Here is a 16,514-nt window from a genome sequence, read left to right as displayed (position 1 = left end):
GTAGGCCCCGGACCGTTGCATCGCCTGCTAGTCTGCGGACGCGCTCGCATTGGCTTCGGTCCGCCCGCCACCTATTGGCGGCATACCCGGCGGCTTCACCGATTTTCTTATCTTCGCCACCTGTTCGAGAGTCACCACCGAGCCGGTATTGCCCCAGCTCGAGCGCACGAAGTTCGAGACGTCAGCCACTTCCTGATCCGAGAGACGCCATCCGAAGGGCGGCATCGTGAACGACGAAGGCGCCGTACGAATCCCAGGCAACGTATTCCCCGAGAGCACGACGTGAATCAGCGAGGTTGCATCCGCGCCCTGCACCACCGGATTGCCACCGAGCGCCGGAAACACGCGTGAGTAACCCTTGCCGTCGCTGCGATGACACCCCATGCAGTTATCGCGGTACACGGCCGCGCCGGGCTTGCTGACGTCGCCTGTGCGCAGGGCCTTGTCAACCGTGTCGTCGTAGACGTATGGCGTTTGCCCCTGAAGCTTCGGCGGCAGGCTCTTCAAATAGCGCGCAATCGCAATCAGATCAGCATCATTCATGTGCTGCATGCTGTGGCCGACTACGTCGGTCATGCCGCCAAAAGCCGCCGTGTGCTGCGAGCGTCCGGTCTTCAGGAATTGAACAATATCGCTCTCGCTCCACATGCCGATGCCTGTTCGCGATTCGCCGCGCAAGCTCGTCGGAATCCAGCCGTCGATCGCTGTGCCGCCGGACAGATAATCCAGACCGTCAGCATCGGTGAGCGCTTTTTCCTGCATGGTTGCGGCTCGCGGCGTATGGCAAGAGCCGCAATGTCCCGCTCCTTGAACGAGATAAGCTCCACGCGCCAGAACCGGGTCCGCACCAGCCGGCGCCGTGAACGGTTGCGGCTTCGGCGCGAACGCCATGCGCCATAGCGTGAGCGGCCATCGCATTGACAGCGGCCAGACAATTCCGGCCGGGCGGTTGTTCTGCTGAACCGGGTTCACGCCGTGCATGAAGTAGGCGTAGAGCGCGTGGACGTCGTCGCTCGACAAGCGCGCATACGACGGATACGGCATCGCCGGGTACATGGAGTCGCCGTTCTTTTTCACGCCCTCGCGCAACGCCCGGTCGAACTCCTCGAAGGTGTACGAACCAATACCCGTGTTTGCATCGGGCGTGATGTTGCTCGAATAGATCGCGCCGATCGGCGTGTCGAACTTCAGGCCACCCGCAAACGGCTTGCCGTTCACGGCTGTATGACACGCGATGCAATCCGACGCACGGGCGACGTATTCGCCACGAGCGACCAAAGCGGAATCGGCCTGGGCGTGAGCTAGCGACGCAAGCGCGAACAGCGCGGCCGCCATCGATATTTTCAATGTCCTCATGCGCTCACCAGCGGGCCGGGATTCTTCAGATACTGCTCGCGGATCGCCTTCGCCGACCAATAGGCAAGTGCCGCCACGAGTCCCGTCGGGTTATAACCGATCCCCTGCGGAAATGCCGATGATCCCATCACGAACACGTTGTGCACATCCCAGCTTTGCAAGTAGCGATTCAGCACGCTCGTCTTCGGGTCCGTACCCATGATCGCGCCGCCCACGAGGTGGGTCGTCTGGTAACGGCGCGTATCGAAGTGCGCGCCGAACTCGCGGGTATAAACGTTGATGGCCACCGGCCCCATCGCTTCGGCGATCTTATTCATCTGTCCTGTCACGTAGCGCGCCATCTTGATGTCGTTGTCTTTCCAGTCGAAGGTCATGCGAAGGAGCGGCTGACCGTAGGGGTCCTTGTAGGTTGGATCGAGGTCGAGATAGACGTCGCGGTAGGTCATGTTCGAGCCATGCGCGTCCATCGATACCGTATGCAAGTAGTGATCCTTCACCGACTGCTTCCAGGCGCTGCCCCAATTCGGCGTGCCGGAGGGCGTCGCGATGCCGCTGATCGGCTTGGTACCCGCCTGGTTGACCCAGCAGGGCGAACCGCCGACAAAACCAAGTGGGCCGTGGTCGAAGTTGTCGGCGTTGAAATCGTCCACCGCAACACCGTTTCCGCCCGCGCCAATATACGGATTGGTGTACGTGTCTTTATCGAAGAACGCGGTGATGGTCGAGAGGTTCTGGTACGCAAAATTCTTGCCGACGACACCCTCGCCCGAGACCGGATCATAGGGCTTGCCGACACCCGAGAGCAGCAGCAGCCGCACGTTGTGATACTGGAACGCCGCGATAATCACGAGGTCGGCAGGCTGCTCGATTTCGCGGCCGACCGCGTCCAGATAGGTCACGCCGGTGGCGCGTTTTTTTGTGTCGTCGAGATTCACGCGGAGTACGTGGCACTTCACGCGCAACTCGAAGTTCGGCGTCTGCTTGAGCGCCGGCAGGATGTTCAGGTTCGGCGACGCCTTCGAATACATGTAGCACGCGTAACCGCTGCAAAAGCCGCAGAAGTTGCACGGTCCCATCTGCACGCCATATGGATTGGTGTAAGGACCCGAGGTATTCGCCGACGGCAACCGGTAGGGATGCAGCCCGAGCTCCTTGGCAGCACGACCGAAACGCTCCGCGGAATAGGTGTTCATCTGCGCGGGCAGCGGGAAATGGTCGCTTCGCGGTGCTTCGAAGATATTGCCGTCGCCGACAATCTGGTCCTTCACCTTGTACGCCTGCCCCGATGTCCCGAACACCTTCTCGGCGAAATCGAAGTGCGGTTCGAGTTCCTCATAGCTCACGCCGGCATCCTGGATCGTCATGCCTTCGGGAATGAATTTCTTGCCGTAGCGTTCCTCATAATGACTGCGCAGACGCAGCTCTTCAGGCGCCACGCGAAAGTGCACACCCGACCAGTGCAAGCCCGCCCCGCCCACGCCCTCACCCGGCGTGAACGCTCCGAGCTGACGATACGGCAGCGCCGTGTCATTCACGCCGTGGCGGACCGATACGGTATTTTTCGACAGGTCGATGAAGAGCTTCTTGCGTACGCTGTACGTGAGCTCGTCGATGGTGTTCGGATACGCGCCGTCAGGATAAGTGTCGCGATACTCGCCGCGCTCGAGCGCCACGACTTTCAATCCGGCTTCGGTCAGCTCTTTCGCGAGGATCGCGCCAGTCCAGCCAAAGCCGACGATCACCGCATCCACATGGGGTTTTTTCACTGATGCCATCAGGTGCGCTCCCCTTTGATCGAGACCGGTCCATACGGATAGGGCTTGCCGTCCTGGTTCACGAAGTCCATGAAATCCGCACGCGCACCCGGAAAACCGATGGTCTTCCAGCCGACCATGTTGCGGTTGCCGCCATGCACGGGGTCGCAGAAGAAACCCTCGCGTGTGTTTTGCAGCAACTGGGCGAAGAATGTGCCGGCAGGGACGTCGTCGAGCTCGATCTTGTTGGCTTCGAGCTGTCCCAGTACGGTATCGCGCGTGGCTGCGTCGAGCGTCGCGAAGGTCTTGTTGTAAGTCTTGCCGCAGTACCGCTCAACGGCCGCGATACCCATGCGGTACACGTCGCGCGGCACCAGCTTCAGCTGATAGCCGAGCTCGGGCGGTCCTTCATGAAACGGACCCTGCATGTACCAGAGCGCGCCGTGGGCGTAGGGTGTGTCCATCTGGCGATCGATGAATTCGGGCACGCCCGCGTCAAGCGCGCCGGGTCCGTTGGAATCGGTGGGAATCAGGCGGTCGACGGCCGCGCTCACGAACGTCCACTCTTTTGCGTCGAAGAAAACGGGGGTGTACGGCGTCGCGCTGGCTTGGGTCGCGGAGGTTCCCGCGGTGGTGGTGGACGAGGTCGAGCTTAGGTCGCAGCCGGCGATGCTTGCGATCGGCACCAAGGCGACGGACTTGCGCAGAAAAGTGCGCCTGCTGTCACTGGATTGCTTGGCGCGGAGGAACTTGAGCATGGGGAAGCTTCCTTTGATTATTCGTGCGGAGCCTGTTGCGTGCTGGGCCGGCGAATCGGTTGGAGCTTCATGAACGATGAACCGATCGCCGGGGATGAGCAAGCTAAAAAGTCCGGGCACGTTGTCGAGACAATGCTCCGATTGCGAACTTGTCGTTCTTGGTGTTGGGTGTAACCCCACTGCGCGCTAGCTCCGCAAGAGCTTGTTGCAAGCGCTTGTTGCAAGGCCTCGCCGTCGCTGCGCGATGTACCGCGCGATTAGTCAAGCACTAGAACCGTCTGGCGCCGACCAGAAACGGTGTGGGTGAGTGAATAGCCGCGCGCAGCCCGGTGCCTGGCCCCGGAACATAGTCAGTGTGCGGTTGCTTTGACTCGTCAGCCAGCTTGAGCAAATTGGCGGCAGATGCATCGATCGTATCGGTCAGCGGTTTTGGATAGACACCGATTGCGAGCACCAGAACCGCAAGCGCAGCCAGCATCCCGAACTCGCGTTTGCCGAGATCGCCCAGACCCGCAACACTCGCATTGCCGACCGGTCCATAGATTGTTCGTTTGTACATCCACAGCGTGTAGGAAGCGCTCAGGACCAGCGTGGTGGAAGCCAGTGCGCCGATCCAGAAGTTGAACTTGATCGCGCCCATGAGCACCATGAATTCGCCGACGAAACCCGAGGTGCCCGGCAAGCCTACGTTCGCCATTGAAAACAACATTGCGAAGACAGCGAAGCGCGGCATCACGTTGGCGACGCCGCCATAGGCATCCATCGAACGCGTATGGGTCCGCTCCCACAAGATGCCGACGGAAAGAAACATCGCACCCGAAACAAAGCCGTACGAAATCATCTGCACAATCGCGCCGTTCATCCCGATATCGTTGAACAGGAACAGTCCGAGCGTGACGAGGCCCATATGCGCGATCGCCGAATACGCTAGCAGTTTGCTCATGTCGGTCTGCGCCAGTGCGACCAGGCTTGCATAGATCACCCCGATCAACGACAGCACGATGATCACCGGCGAAAAGAAATGCGCCGCGTCCGGCGTGACGGGCAAGGCAAATCTGAGGAAGCCGTACGCGCCAAGTTTCAGCATGCCCAGCACGACCGACGCGCCCGTTGGCGCTTCGAGGTGGACCTGCGGCAACCAGGTATGAATCGGCCACATGGGCACCTTGACGGCAAACGCGGCGAAGAACGCAATGAAGACCAGCACCTGCGCCGTGAAGCCGAGTGGCAGCGCCTGCCACTTGGCGAGGTCGAAGGTATGCGACTGCTGATACAGGTACAGCATGGCCACCAGCATCGTCAGCGAGCCGACCAGCGAAAAGAAGAAGAACTTGACCGCCGCCAACACCCGTCCCGTTCCGCCCCATGAGCCGATCAGCAGGTACATGGGGATCAGCGTCGCTTCGAAGAATACGAAGAACAGCATGCCGTCGAGCGAGGCGAACGTCCCTATCATCAGCCCCGACAGAAACATGAACGACGCGAGATATTGCGCGACGCGCACCGTGATCACGTTCCACGACGCAATCGTCACGATCAGAGTTGTGAACGCGGTGAGCACGGTGAGCCACATCGAGATGCCGTCGACACCGAGGTGATACGAGATGTCGAAAGCCGGCAGCCAGTCCACGCGTTCGACGAACTGCATGGCGGCGGAATGGGTTTCGAATCCGGTGACGAGTGGAATCGTGACGACAAAGCAGGCGATCGAACCGGCAAGGGCGAGCCAGCGCGCAGGCATCGGGTTGCGGTCCGACCCGATCCTGAGAATTGCAACGCCAAAGAGGATGGGAAGCCAAATGGCAAGACTGAGAAGCGGTAGGGATGACATCGCGAAGATAAGACCTTGTTTGAGCACAAATAGGGCTGCCTGAGGCGAAGCCGCGACTGAAAGTGAAAGAATGAAAGCAAACCGTTAGCCTGTTTTCCATGGAGCGGCATGAAACGCCGGTTGTAAGAAAACGAAAGCTCGCTCGCGATCGCGCGCATCCTGGCTACGGGTTAACGAGGATAATTCAGACGCAAATATTTTGCATCGCAGCAGTAATGAAATTTTCGTTAAGCTGCCTTAAGCATTGTTTTAAAGGAGTTTAGTAATATCGTAAGAAACATGATAATGTGCAATTGCACAATATTTTTCGCGAACGTGGCCTGCGGTGTGGAGTCTCTTGGTGGGGATAAAACGGGGGGTTGGAACGATTAATACGATCGGCCTTTTCTTACATAAATTATTTCATTTATCTTTCAATCAGGTAATGCCGGCTCAGTGGCTGTGTGGATGAAGTACTGCCGCACTGCCGACATCCGGGCGCGCAGCGAAAACGCTGGACGGGAACGGTCGGGGAATAGTTGCCTTCATCGTGAGCGTCTGCGTCGATTACTTCGTATTACTTCACATATGGCAGAAACCTTTCGCGAGGCGGCGTGTGGAAAGTGACCTTCGGTGAGCGCCGGCGAACCGGTCAAATCTAAATAAAACTTCATTCTGCGATAGCGTTGTTTCAGACTTCCCGATCTGCGGAATTCCATAATGAATGGACCGATTACACATTGGGAGTTTTGCGATGTATCAGACACTATTAGTTGAGGCGGTCCAGGATTCCGGGCGTCAGGCAGTGCGTTTCAATATTGGATCGAATGCGGCAATCCTCGATGTTGACGACGTGGACTTGCTTATTGAACGTCTTGGCCAGATCCGTTCGGGGCTCTCACCGGCCTTGCCGCACGAACCGTCGCGCACACATAACTATGTGATCGAAATCGATCCGTGCTGGTACCTGGACAAGAATCCGTTGTTCGACGGGGTCGTGTTGTTGCTCCGGCATACCGGGCTCGGCTGGGCCGGGTTTGCGATTCCTCAGTCGAGCCTCGAGCGCCTGCAAGACGCTATCGTTAAGCCGGCACCCCGGTTGTTTGATGTGAGCCAGGTGCCGAGTTGATCTGGTCGATGGAGGTGATGGCGAGTTGCACGGGGTTTTCGTTCGCACTCGGGGTTCTGTTTGGTGGGGTTTTGGGGTTAGTGGTCGGGGGGATGCCGGGTTGCTGCTGCTCAGGTTAGCGGTGGATTTAAGTTAGCTGATTTCTTTATCACTATTAGCCACTGCGCGTGGCGGCGCTTCGTTTCTTTGTCCAAAGCGACAAAGAAACGAAGCAAAGAAACGCGTTCCAACCATCGGCAAGTTAGTGTCCCTAGCGTGCAGGCTACAAGTTTTTGGCACCTGATAGCACGGTGCTCGCCAGACTCTCCGATGTTTGAACCCCTCCTTCTCGCGAATCCTGACACGAACACGCTTCGCCCCCAACGCTCTCGGGCAAGCACCATGACCCACAGACCAGCACGGCCTGACGTGTGCTGGTTGCCTCATTGCGTGGTGGGTTGGCGACGTGGTCTGCGTGCTTATTTCTTGAGGAGGTTGGTCGCGGATAGCGCGGGGTGTCCCTTAGGCAGGTTCAGTCACTGGTGGCGAAGCGTGTGGGTATCTGTGTTCGGAGAGGTCGGGCTTCAAACATTCTTGAGTCTGGCGAGCACCGTGCTATCAGGTGCCAAAAACTCCGAGCCTGCACGCTAGGGACACTAACTTGCCGATTGTTGGGAGGCGTTTTCTTTGCTTCTGTTTCTTTTTCGCCGTCGGCAAAAGAAATGAAGTGCCGCCACGCACAGTGGCTAATAGTGATAAAGAAAATAGCCAACATATAACGACCGCCAGACCTAAGCAGCAGCAACCCGGCATCGACCCCCGACCACTAACACCGAAAGCACCATCTCGGCATCAACTCCAACCGCCACACCCCGAACCACCTATTAAGGCCTTCTGCTAGCCCCGTCCCTCCCAAAAAAACGGACGCCGCATAAAAATCACCCGGCATCCATTCCCTTAACTCACCTTAGAAGCGATGACGCATGCCGACCGTCACGGCCACTTGCTTGTCGGTGGAAGACGGGCTCAGACCGTTAATAGCTGCGTCGCCAAGAACCGTACCGTTGCCACCCGAAGCGTGTTGAAACACCCCTTCCGCATACACGTCGGTACGCTTGCTCAGGTCATAATCGGCGAGCAGCGAAAACTGGTGATATTTCGGCTTCGCGTCGCCGGCAGACGTGTTGAACGAGCCGTTCGTGAAGGTGTAAGCCCCCTCGATACTCATTGCAGGCGTCAACGCGTAGCGCGTATTCACCTCGTAGTTGTCGAGACGCAGGCTGTTGCCCGACAAGGACGTGTAAGCGCCGTCCATGTTGATGGCATCGAGACCGTCGAGCTTCGTATGCGTGTACACGAATCCCACCGTGGCCGGACCAAAAGCGTAGTTGACGCCACCGCCGAACGTACGTTGACGCGCCGCGACGAACGTTGCCGTGTTATTCGATCCCGACACCGCGCCGTTGGCGTTGTCGCCCTGGCCCGGGTTGTTGATCTGCAAGTACGACGCAGCAATGCTCAACGGGCCATTGGAGTAAGACGCGCCCGCGCTGTAAGCGCGGTTGTCCGAGAACGCGCCCGCCTTGTTCGAAAAGCCGTACAAGCCGCCGAACTTGAAGCCGGCGTAATCGACGCTCGCAAATTTCACCGAGTTGCTGATGCTGAAGCTATTGTCCAGGTTGTCGTTATCGAACGGGTGCGCGGCAAGATTGTTGCCCAGACCCTGGCCTGCTTCCGACAACGGCGCAAGGTAGTCGACCGTGGAATCGTATTGCTTGCCGAGCGTCACCGTACCGTACTGATTCGATTGCAAACCAACGTATGCCTGACGGCCGAAGAGCTCACTCGACTGTGCGAACGCACCATTGTTCACGTTGAAGCCGTCTTCCAACTTGAAGATGGCATGCATGCCGCCGCCCAGGTCCTCGCTGCCCTTCAAGCCCCACAGCGTGTTACTGACGGTGCCGCTACCCACACTCCACGACTGACCCGACGAAGCCGAACCCGGCGCGTGCGCGTTGTTCGCGTACACCACGCCGGCATCGATCACGCCATACAGCGTGACGCTGCTTTGTGCGTGCGCGGCGACTGCGAACAGGCTGGAAACGGTTGCAGCCAACAAAACTTTCTTCATCTTGAACTCCACATAGATAACGGGTTCCGGATCAGGACGCAGCTAACAACACCGCATGACCAGGGCGAAGCAGACGATGCTTCGAGTGCAAGGACATGCAGCGTTGAGTGTGGCCCTGACCTCAGAGCATCGAAGTCTACGCAGCGCACTCACGCAAACAGCGGGGCTGAACTGAATGACAGATTTTCAATATTTGCAAGCGAGGCCCGGCGGATCGGCGTGAACGCAGACGTGTACTAGGTTTCAGCGACGTTCCGGTTTTGTGTCATTTACATCAGTGAGGGTTAGCGTGTATCGAATGCGCCACGCCGATGATTTATGGGCGTCTTATGAACAGCCAACAAACTTAAAAAAGACTTAATAAAGCAGGCGCGTCCTTGTTACGTCGCGTAGCCGATCATGCGTTCAGTCAAATCGATACAGGCTGCCCGTCATGAATCAGCTACAAGCAATGCGCGTGTTCACTCGCGTGGTCGATCTCACCAGCTTCAGCCTGGCCGCCAAGCAACTCGGCATGTCGGCCGCGGCAGTCACCCGCAGCATCAGCATGCTGGAAGCGCACCTCAACATGCGCCTCCTGAATCGCTCCACCCGGCGGCTCTCGCTGACCGAGGCGGGGCAAGCCTACGTGGACGGTTGCCGCACGATCATCGAGCAGCTCGATACGATTGAAGAGAGCCTCGTGCGCTCGACCCGCGATCTCAGCGGAACGCTACGCGTAGCGGCGTCGACGACCTACGCGGCATGCGGCTTGAGCAATCTGCTTGCGGCATATCGCGCGGCGTATCCGCGCATTGGCTTCGACGTGACGACTTACGACTCGCCCATAGAGTTAATAGAAGGCGGTTTCGACGTCGGCTTTTCTGCCGACCGCAATCTGCCCAACTCGTCATTGGTGTGCCGTCATTTGACAGCGTTCAAGGAGGTCGCGGTCGCCTCGCCCGGTTATCTCGCCCAGAACGGCACACCGGTGAATCCGACAGCACTCGCGCATCATCATTTGCTGTCGATTTCCGACGGCTCCGCGCGCAATTGGGAGTTCTCGGACCAGCACGGCGTTTATCGCGTAGCGACCGGCAACGCGCTGCACGCCACGAGCAGCGCAACGGTTCGTTCGGCCGCGCTGGCGGACATGGGCATCGCATTGTTGCCGGCACCACTGGTGAAGGACGATCTCGCCAAAGGCCACTTGCTGCCGATCCTCGGCCAGTTCCAGATAGCGGGTGGCGTGCGTCAGGTTTCCATTCTCTACACGGGCCGCAACTATCTCTCCGCGAAGGTCCGGCATTTCATCGACTTCTCGGTGAGCCAGTACCGCGCACCCGATAACGCAGTAGGGCTTCGCGCTGCGGCGTAACGTGCGTCCCCCACTCTGGAGCGCGTTGTAATGCCGAAAGTACTTGCCATAGAAGACGACGAACTGATGGCGCAGGAAGTGTCGCGCGCCTTGTCCGCACCGGGCTATACGGTCCAGGTCGCGCGCACGGGCCGCGATGGAATTGCCAAGGCCATTGGTGGCGGTTTTGACATCGTCACGCTCGATCGCGTGTTGCCGGACCTGGATGGCCTCACCATTGTCACGACCATGCGAGGCGTGGGCATCGACACACCAGTGCTGATTGTCAGTTCGATGAGTCATGTGGATGACCGCGTGCGTGGCCTGCGGGCTGGCGGCGACGACTATCTCACCAAGCCCTTCTCTCACGATGAAATGCGCGCACGCGTGGAAGCCTTGCTTCGACGCAAGGCCGGACCGTCATCTGACGAAACGGTCTTGCGCGTGCATGGCCTCGAACTCAATCTCGTCCGCCGCCGCGCAACACTTCACGGCCGTGTTCTCGACCTGCAGCCGACTGAATTTCGCGTGCTCGAATTCATGATGCGTCACGTGGGCCAGGTGCTCACACGCACGATGATCTTCGAAGGCGTGTGGGGCTGCCGTTTCGATCCGGGCACCAACCTGATCGATGTTCATGTCGGCCGCCTGAGAAAGAAAGTGGACGACGTCAGCGGCCGGCCGGCGATCCGCACAATTCGCGGCTCCGGCTATTTGCTGGACTGATTTCTTCATCACCGTGCGGAGCCACAAGGTGCACAACGCCTTGTGGCTCCGCACGAGCCTTATAGCTCCCACTTTCCTCCTGAAACTAAAACTAGTTTCATTTTTCCCGTACGCGGGTGTTAACCCGCCCCTTCCAGAATGACTGACACCGGCGCTTTCACTGCGCAAATGGTCCGATGCATAGTCCGATGCCCTTATGTCTGCGCTAACCACGCGCCCCTGAACGGAGCCGTTCTCAATGTTGAAAATTGTCCGATTAGCTTTGACTCGGCCCTATACGTTTATCGTGCTGGCGATGCTGATCGTGTTGATCGGTCCACTCGCGGCACTCCGTACGCCGACGGACATCTTCCCCGATATCCGTATTCCTGTGATCAGCGTCATCTGGAACTACGCAGGGCTCCAGCCCGATGATATGTCGGGCCGGATTGTGACGTACTACGAACGTACCTTGGGAACCACCGTCAACGACGTCGAGCATATTGAATCGCAGTCGTTTCGCGGCTATGGCATCGTCAAGATATTCTTCCAGCCGACCGTCGACATCAGGACGGCAACCGCGCAAGTCACCTCGATTTCGCAGACGGTGCTCAAGCAGATGCCTCCCGGCAGCACGCCGCCGCAGATCCTGAACTACAACGCGTCGACGGTACCCGTCCTTCAGATAGCGCTCACCAGCAACACGCTCGACGAGCAGAAACTCGCCGACTATGCAACCAACTTCATCCGTCCCGCGTTGCTGAGCGTGCCGGGCGTCGCCATTCCGACTCCCTATGGCGGCAAGACGCGTGAAGTTCAGATCGACTTGAATCCGCAGGCGCTGCAGGCGGACCGGTTGTCCGCGACGGACGTAGCAAACGCACTGGCGCAGCAAAACCAGATCATCCCGGCGGGGACCGAGAAGATCGGCGACTTCGAATACAACATCACGCTTAACAATAGCCCGCTTGCCATCGACCAGCTCAACAACCTGCCGGTCAAGACGGTCAACGGCGCGACCATCTATATCCGCAACGTAGCGCACGTTCGCGACGGCAATCCGCCGCAAGGCAATATCGTCCGTCTGGACGGCCATCGCGCCGTGCTGATGAGTATCCTGAAGAACGGTTCGGCCTCTACGCTCGACATCATCGCTGGCATCAAGGCGAAATTACCGCTGATTCAAGAGACCTTGCCGCCCGGCCTCAAGCTCGTGACGATGGGCGACCAGTCCGTGTTCGTGAAGGGTGCCGTCAGCGGCGTGGCGCGCGAGGGCATCATTGCCGCGGCGCTGACCTCGCTCATGATCCTGTTGTTCCTGGGCAGTTGGCGCTCCACGCTGATCATTGCTTCGTCCATCCCGCTCGCCGTGCTGGCTGCTATCGCGGCGCTTGCAGCCATGGGCGAGACGCTCAACGTGATGACGCTCGGCGGGCTTGCGCTCGCGGTGGGTATTCTCGTCGACGATGCAACCGTCACCATCGAAAATATCAACTGGCATCTGGAACAGGGCAAGCCTGTCAGGGACGCGATCCTCGACGGCGCCGCGCAGATCGTGACACCCGCCCTGGTCTCCCTGCTGTGTATCTGCATTGTGTTCGTGCCCATGTTGCTGCTCGACGGCATTGCACGTTTCCTGTTCGTCCCCATGGCCGAGGCCGTGATCTTCGCGATGATCGCCTCGTTCGTGCTCTCCCGTACCTTCGTGCCAATGATGGCGCAATACCTCTTGCGCCCGCACGCGTCGGGCGGTCATGCATCGGGCGAGCTCGCCGCCGTCATGGACCCGCACGGCTCGATCCATCACGCGCCTTCAAAAAATCCGCTGGTGCGGTTCCAGCGCGGCTTCGAGCAACTGTTCGAGCGTTTTCGCGGTGTGTATCGCATCCTGCTCGGGATGGTGCTCAGCAACCGCAAGCGGTTCATCATCGGTTTCCTGGCCGTAGTCGCGGCCTCCTTCCTGCTCTCGCCGTATCTGGGCCGCAACTTCTTCCCGAACATCGACTCGGGTGAAATCGCGCTGCACGTGCGGGGTCCGATAGGCTTGCGGATCGAACAGACGGCCAACCTCTTCGACCGCGTCGAGAACACCGTTCGCCGGACCATCCCGCCGAACCAGGTGCTTTCCGTCATCGACAATATCGGCTTGCCGAACAGCGGTATCAACCTGACCTATAACAACAGCGGCACGATGGGGCCCGCCGACGGCGACATCCTCATCTCGCTGGGCGAAAACCATGCGCCAACGGCCGGGTACGTCAAGAAATTGCGCCAGTTGCTGCCACGCGAGTATCCAGGCGTGACCTTCTCGTTCCTGCCGGCAGACATCATTTCGCAGATTCTCAACTTCGGCTCGCCGGCACCGATCGACATTCAGGTCGCCGGTCCGAACCAAGCCGGCAACTACGCGTATGCGCAGCAACTCCTGCGCAAGGTGCAACTGATTCCAGGGATTGCCGACACGCGTATTCAGCAGGCGACGACCTATCCGCAATTCACTATCTCGGTCGACCGGACCCGCGCCGACGAGCTGGGCCTCACCGAGAGCGACGTGACGAACTCGGTAGTGGCCAACCTTTCCGGCACGAGCCAGGTGGCCCCGACCTACTGGCTCAATCCGAGGAACGGTGTGTCGTATGCGGTCGTCGCACAAACGCCGCAATACCGCATGACCTCGCTCAACGACCTGGGCAACCTGATGGTCACCGGTAAGACCGGTGAAGCGCAAATTCTCGGCGGCATTGCAACCATCAAGCGAGGTGTCGGCAACGCGGTTGTCTCGCACTACAACATCGAACCGCTGTACGACATCTACGCGACCACGCAAGGCCGCGATCTCGGCGCTGTGACGACACGGATCAATACGCTCATGCACCAGAGCGCCAAGGATGTTCCCAAGGGCTCGCAAGTGACGGTGCGAGGCCAGGTCCAGACCATGAACAGTGCGTTCATGGGACTGGGCCTCGGCCTGATCGGGGCGATTGCGCTGATCTACTTGCTGATCGTCGTGAACTTCCATTCGTGGAGCGATGCCTTCGTCATCGTGACCGCGTTGCCAGCGGCGCTCGCGGGCATTGTCTGGATGCTGTTCATTACACACACGCCGCTGTCCGTACCAGCGCTGACCGGCGCCATCCTCTGCATGGGCGTGGCCACGGCCAACTCCATCCTGGTCGTGAGCTTCGCGCGCGAACGGCTGGCCATTACCGGCAACGCACTGGTCGCCGCGATGGAAGCCGGCTTCACGCGTTTTCGCCCGGTGCTGATGACGGCGCTCGCGATGATCATCGGCATGTTGCCGATGGCGCTGGGTCTCGGCGACGGCGGCGAGCAGAACGCCCCGCTCGGCCGCGCGGTGATCGGCGGCCTGATGTGCGCCACCATCGCCACGCTGCTGTTCGTACCTGTCGTGTTCAGCCTCGTGCATCGCAACGACAAGGCTAAAGAGGATCACAACCTTTCCGGATCGGGAGAATCGCATGTCCACTGAAATTGAAATCAATTCCCCTAAGCGCTTGCGCCATCTGAAGCTGATCGGTCTGATCGTCGCGCTGATCGCCGCGGGCGTGGTGGCGGACGGCATCATCAGCCGCTCGCGTGCCGAGCGTGAACTGACGACCTGGACCGACGCGCAAGCCGTGCCGACGGTTGCCACCGTCGCGCCGCAACTGCCGGCAGCCGAACAGGCGCTGAAACTGCCGGGGCAGCTCGCGGCCTTCGTCAATGCGCCTATCTATGCCCGCGTGTCCGGTTATCTGCAAACGTGGTACGCCGACATTGGCACGCACGTAAAAGCCGGCCAGTTACTGGGCGTGATCGACACGCCAGATCTCGATCAGCAACTACAACAGGCACGCGCCGACCTCGCCAATACGGTGGCGAACGAAAAGCTCGCAGCGACCACGGCGCGACGCTGGACCCAGATGCTGACGCAGGACTCGGTCTCGCAACAGGACGCCGATGAAAAGACCAGCGACCTGGTTGCCAAGCAGGCGACCGTCGATGCCAGCCGCGCCAACGTCGCGCGCCTCGAAGCGCTTGAATCGTTCAAGCGCATCACGGCGCCGTTCGACGGTATCGTGACGGCGCGCAAGACGGATATCGGCGCATTGATCGATGCTGGCGGCGGCACCGGTCCGGAACTGTTCGCGGTCTCGGACGCGCGCCGCTTGCGGGTTTATGTGAACGTGCCGCAAAGCGATGCTGCTGCGATCAAGCCGGGACTCATGGCCAAGCTGACCGTGCCAGAACGCCCGGGCATGACCTTCGACGCAAAACTCGTCGATACAGACGACGCCATCACGCCGGCGTCCGGCACGTTGCTGGTGCAGTTGTCGGTGGACAATTCATCGGGCCTCCTGTTGCCGGGCGAATACACGCAGGTGCACTTTGTCTTGCCTAACAGCGGCAACGCGCTGCTGGTCCCGGCAAGCACGCTGATCTTCCGCACCGACAACATGCAGGTTGCGGTCGTCGATTCGAACAACCACGTGCATCTGAAGAACGTGAAGATCGCGACCGATCTCGGCACCCAAGTCCTGATTGCGTCGGGATTGTCGGCGAGCGACCGAATCGTCGACAACCCGCCGGACTCGCTCGCCGAAGGCGAACTCGTGCGCCGCGCCGCGACGGCCGTGGCCACCGCAGCCACCACGGCTACCGGGCAGCCGGAGCACGCGCATGGGTAAGCGTCGTCTCATGATAGCGGCAGCTTGTGCCGCCGTGCTGAACGCCTGCTCGTTTGCGCCCACCTACCAGGTGCCCGCCACGGCGACTCCTGCCACCTTCAAGGAGGCCGGCCCGTGGCAACCGGCAAAACCCGCCGATCGTATCCCGCGTGACGGCTGGTGGACCATGTATCGCGATCCTGTATTGAGCGGGCTGGAAACCAGGATCGCGACGGCCAATCCCAACGTGGCGGCGGCCGTCGCACGGCATGACGAAGCCAGCGCTTATCTGCAAGAGGCGCGTTCCGGGCTGTTCCCGACCATTGGCGCGGAAGCCGATGTGTCGCGCCAACGGCAGTCGGATAACCGGCCGTTGCGCGGCGCGACCCAGCCCTCAACCTACAACTCGGCGACAGCCGATGTCGGTATTGGCTACGACCTCGACCTGTGGGGCAAGGTGCGCAATCAGGTGAGCGCCGGGCACTCGCAAGAGGAAGCCAGCGCCGACGATCTTGAATCGTTGCGCCTGAGCCTGCAGGCAAGCCTCGCTTCGACCTACTTCGAATTACGCGGTCTCGACCAGCGTGCCAAGCTGCTCAACGACACCATCGATACGTATAAGCGTGCGCTGAAGCTGACCGTGAGCCGTCACGACGGCGGCCTTGCCTCGGGCATGGATGTATCGCGGGCACAGACGCAACTTGCGTCGGCCCGTGCCGCTGCCGACGACACGCAAGCGAGCCGCGCGCTGCTCGAACACGCGATCGCTACGCTCACCGGAACGCCGGCTTCGTCGTTCTCGCTGCCGCCGGACGTTGCGTTCAACTACCTGCCCCATGTGCCGACCGGGCTGGCGGCAACGCTCCTGCAGCGCAGGCCGGACGTT

11 protein-coding genes are annotated in these 16,514 nt (G+C 59.9%); 6 read left to right on the top strand and 5 right to left on the bottom strand.

Going from position 1 to position 16,514, the window contains the following annotated elements:
- Positions 1 to 27: 27 nt before the first annotated feature.
- From EOS_RS16175 to EOS_RS16160, 4 genes are all read right to left on the bottom strand, one after another.
- Positions 28 to 1,416 carry a c-type cytochrome gene (locus EOS_RS16175; RefSeq protein ID WP_075645348.1) on the bottom strand — a complete coding sequence of 463 codons (1,389 nt, stop codon included), beginning with the start codon at positions 1,414 to 1,416 and terminating at the stop codon, positions 28 to 30.
- Positions 1,353 to 3,131, bottom strand: a complete 1,779-nt coding sequence (locus tag EOS_RS16170; RefSeq protein ID WP_047847677.1) for a GMC family oxidoreductase — start codon at positions 3,129 to 3,131, stop codon at positions 1,353 to 1,355. Before EOS_RS16170 ends, EOS_RS16175 begins: the two co-directional genes overlap by 64 nt.
- Positions 3,131 to 3,868 carry a gluconate 2-dehydrogenase subunit 3 family protein gene (locus EOS_RS16165; RefSeq protein ID WP_047847676.1) on the bottom strand — a complete coding sequence of 246 codons (738 nt, stop codon included), beginning with the start codon at positions 3,866 to 3,868 and terminating at the stop codon, positions 3,131 to 3,133. The genes EOS_RS16170 and EOS_RS16165 overlap by 1 nt, the downstream gene beginning before the upstream one ends.
- A gap of 268 nt (positions 3,869 to 4,136) precedes the next feature.
- On the bottom strand, positions 4,137 to 5,699 hold the full coding sequence (locus EOS_RS16160) for an NADH-quinone oxidoreductase subunit M (protein ID WP_047847691.1): 1,563 nt from the start codon (positions 5,697 to 5,699) through the stop codon (positions 4,137 to 4,139).
- A 733-nt stretch (positions 5,700 to 6,432) separates the two neighbouring features.
- Between EOS_RS16160 and EOS_RS16155 the strand changes: the two genes are divergently transcribed.
- Positions 6,433 to 6,807, top strand: a complete 375-nt coding sequence (locus tag EOS_RS16155; RefSeq protein WP_047847675.1) for a hypothetical protein — start codon at positions 6,433 to 6,435, stop codon at positions 6,805 to 6,807.
- A 946-nt stretch (positions 6,808 to 7,753) separates the two neighbouring features.
- Here EOS_RS16155 and EOS_RS16150 read toward each other — a convergent pair.
- Complete coding sequence (locus tag EOS_RS16150; RefSeq protein ID WP_047847674.1) at positions 7,754 to 8,920, bottom strand: porin; 1,167 nt, start codon at positions 8,918 to 8,920, stop codon at positions 7,754 to 7,756.
- A gap of 433 nt (positions 8,921 to 9,353) precedes the next feature.
- On the opposite strand from EOS_RS16150, the gene EOS_RS16145 reads away from it, so the two are divergent.
- The 5 genes from EOS_RS16145 to EOS_RS16125 all read left to right on the top strand — a co-directional run.
- Positions 9,354 to 10,277: a LysR family transcriptional regulator gene (locus tag EOS_RS16145; RefSeq protein ID WP_047847673.1), complete on the top strand. Its 924-nt coding sequence runs from the start codon at positions 9,354 to 9,356 to the stop codon at positions 10,275 to 10,277.
- A 30-nt stretch (positions 10,278 to 10,307) separates the two neighbouring features.
- Complete coding sequence (locus EOS_RS16140; RefSeq protein ID WP_047847672.1) at positions 10,308 to 10,982, top strand: response regulator transcription factor; 675 nt, start codon at positions 10,308 to 10,310, stop codon at positions 10,980 to 10,982.
- 238 nt (positions 10,983 to 11,220) lie between these two features.
- Positions 11,221 to 14,451: an efflux RND transporter permease subunit gene (locus EOS_RS16135; RefSeq protein ID WP_047847671.1), complete on the top strand. Its 3,231-nt coding sequence runs from the start codon at positions 11,221 to 11,223 to the stop codon at positions 14,449 to 14,451.
- Positions 14,441 to 15,649, top strand: coding sequence for an efflux RND transporter periplasmic adaptor subunit (locus tag EOS_RS16130; protein WP_047847670.1), 1,209 nt, complete (start codon positions 14,441 to 14,443; stop codon positions 15,647 to 15,649). The genes EOS_RS16135 and EOS_RS16130 overlap by 11 nt, the downstream gene beginning before the upstream one ends.
- On the top strand, positions 15,642 to 16,514 hold an 873-nt coding region (locus tag EOS_RS16125; protein WP_047847669.1), incomplete at its 3' end, for an efflux transporter outer membrane subunit. The genes EOS_RS16130 and EOS_RS16125, both read left to right, overlap by 8 nt.

Origin of the sequence: Caballeronia mineralivorans PML1(12), assembly GCF_001028175.1 — a bacterium.
Lineage (GTDB): Bacteria > Pseudomonadota > Gammaproteobacteria > Burkholderiales > Burkholderiaceae > Caballeronia > Caballeronia mineralivorans.
This window is presented reverse-complemented; position numbering and strand designations above follow the sequence as displayed.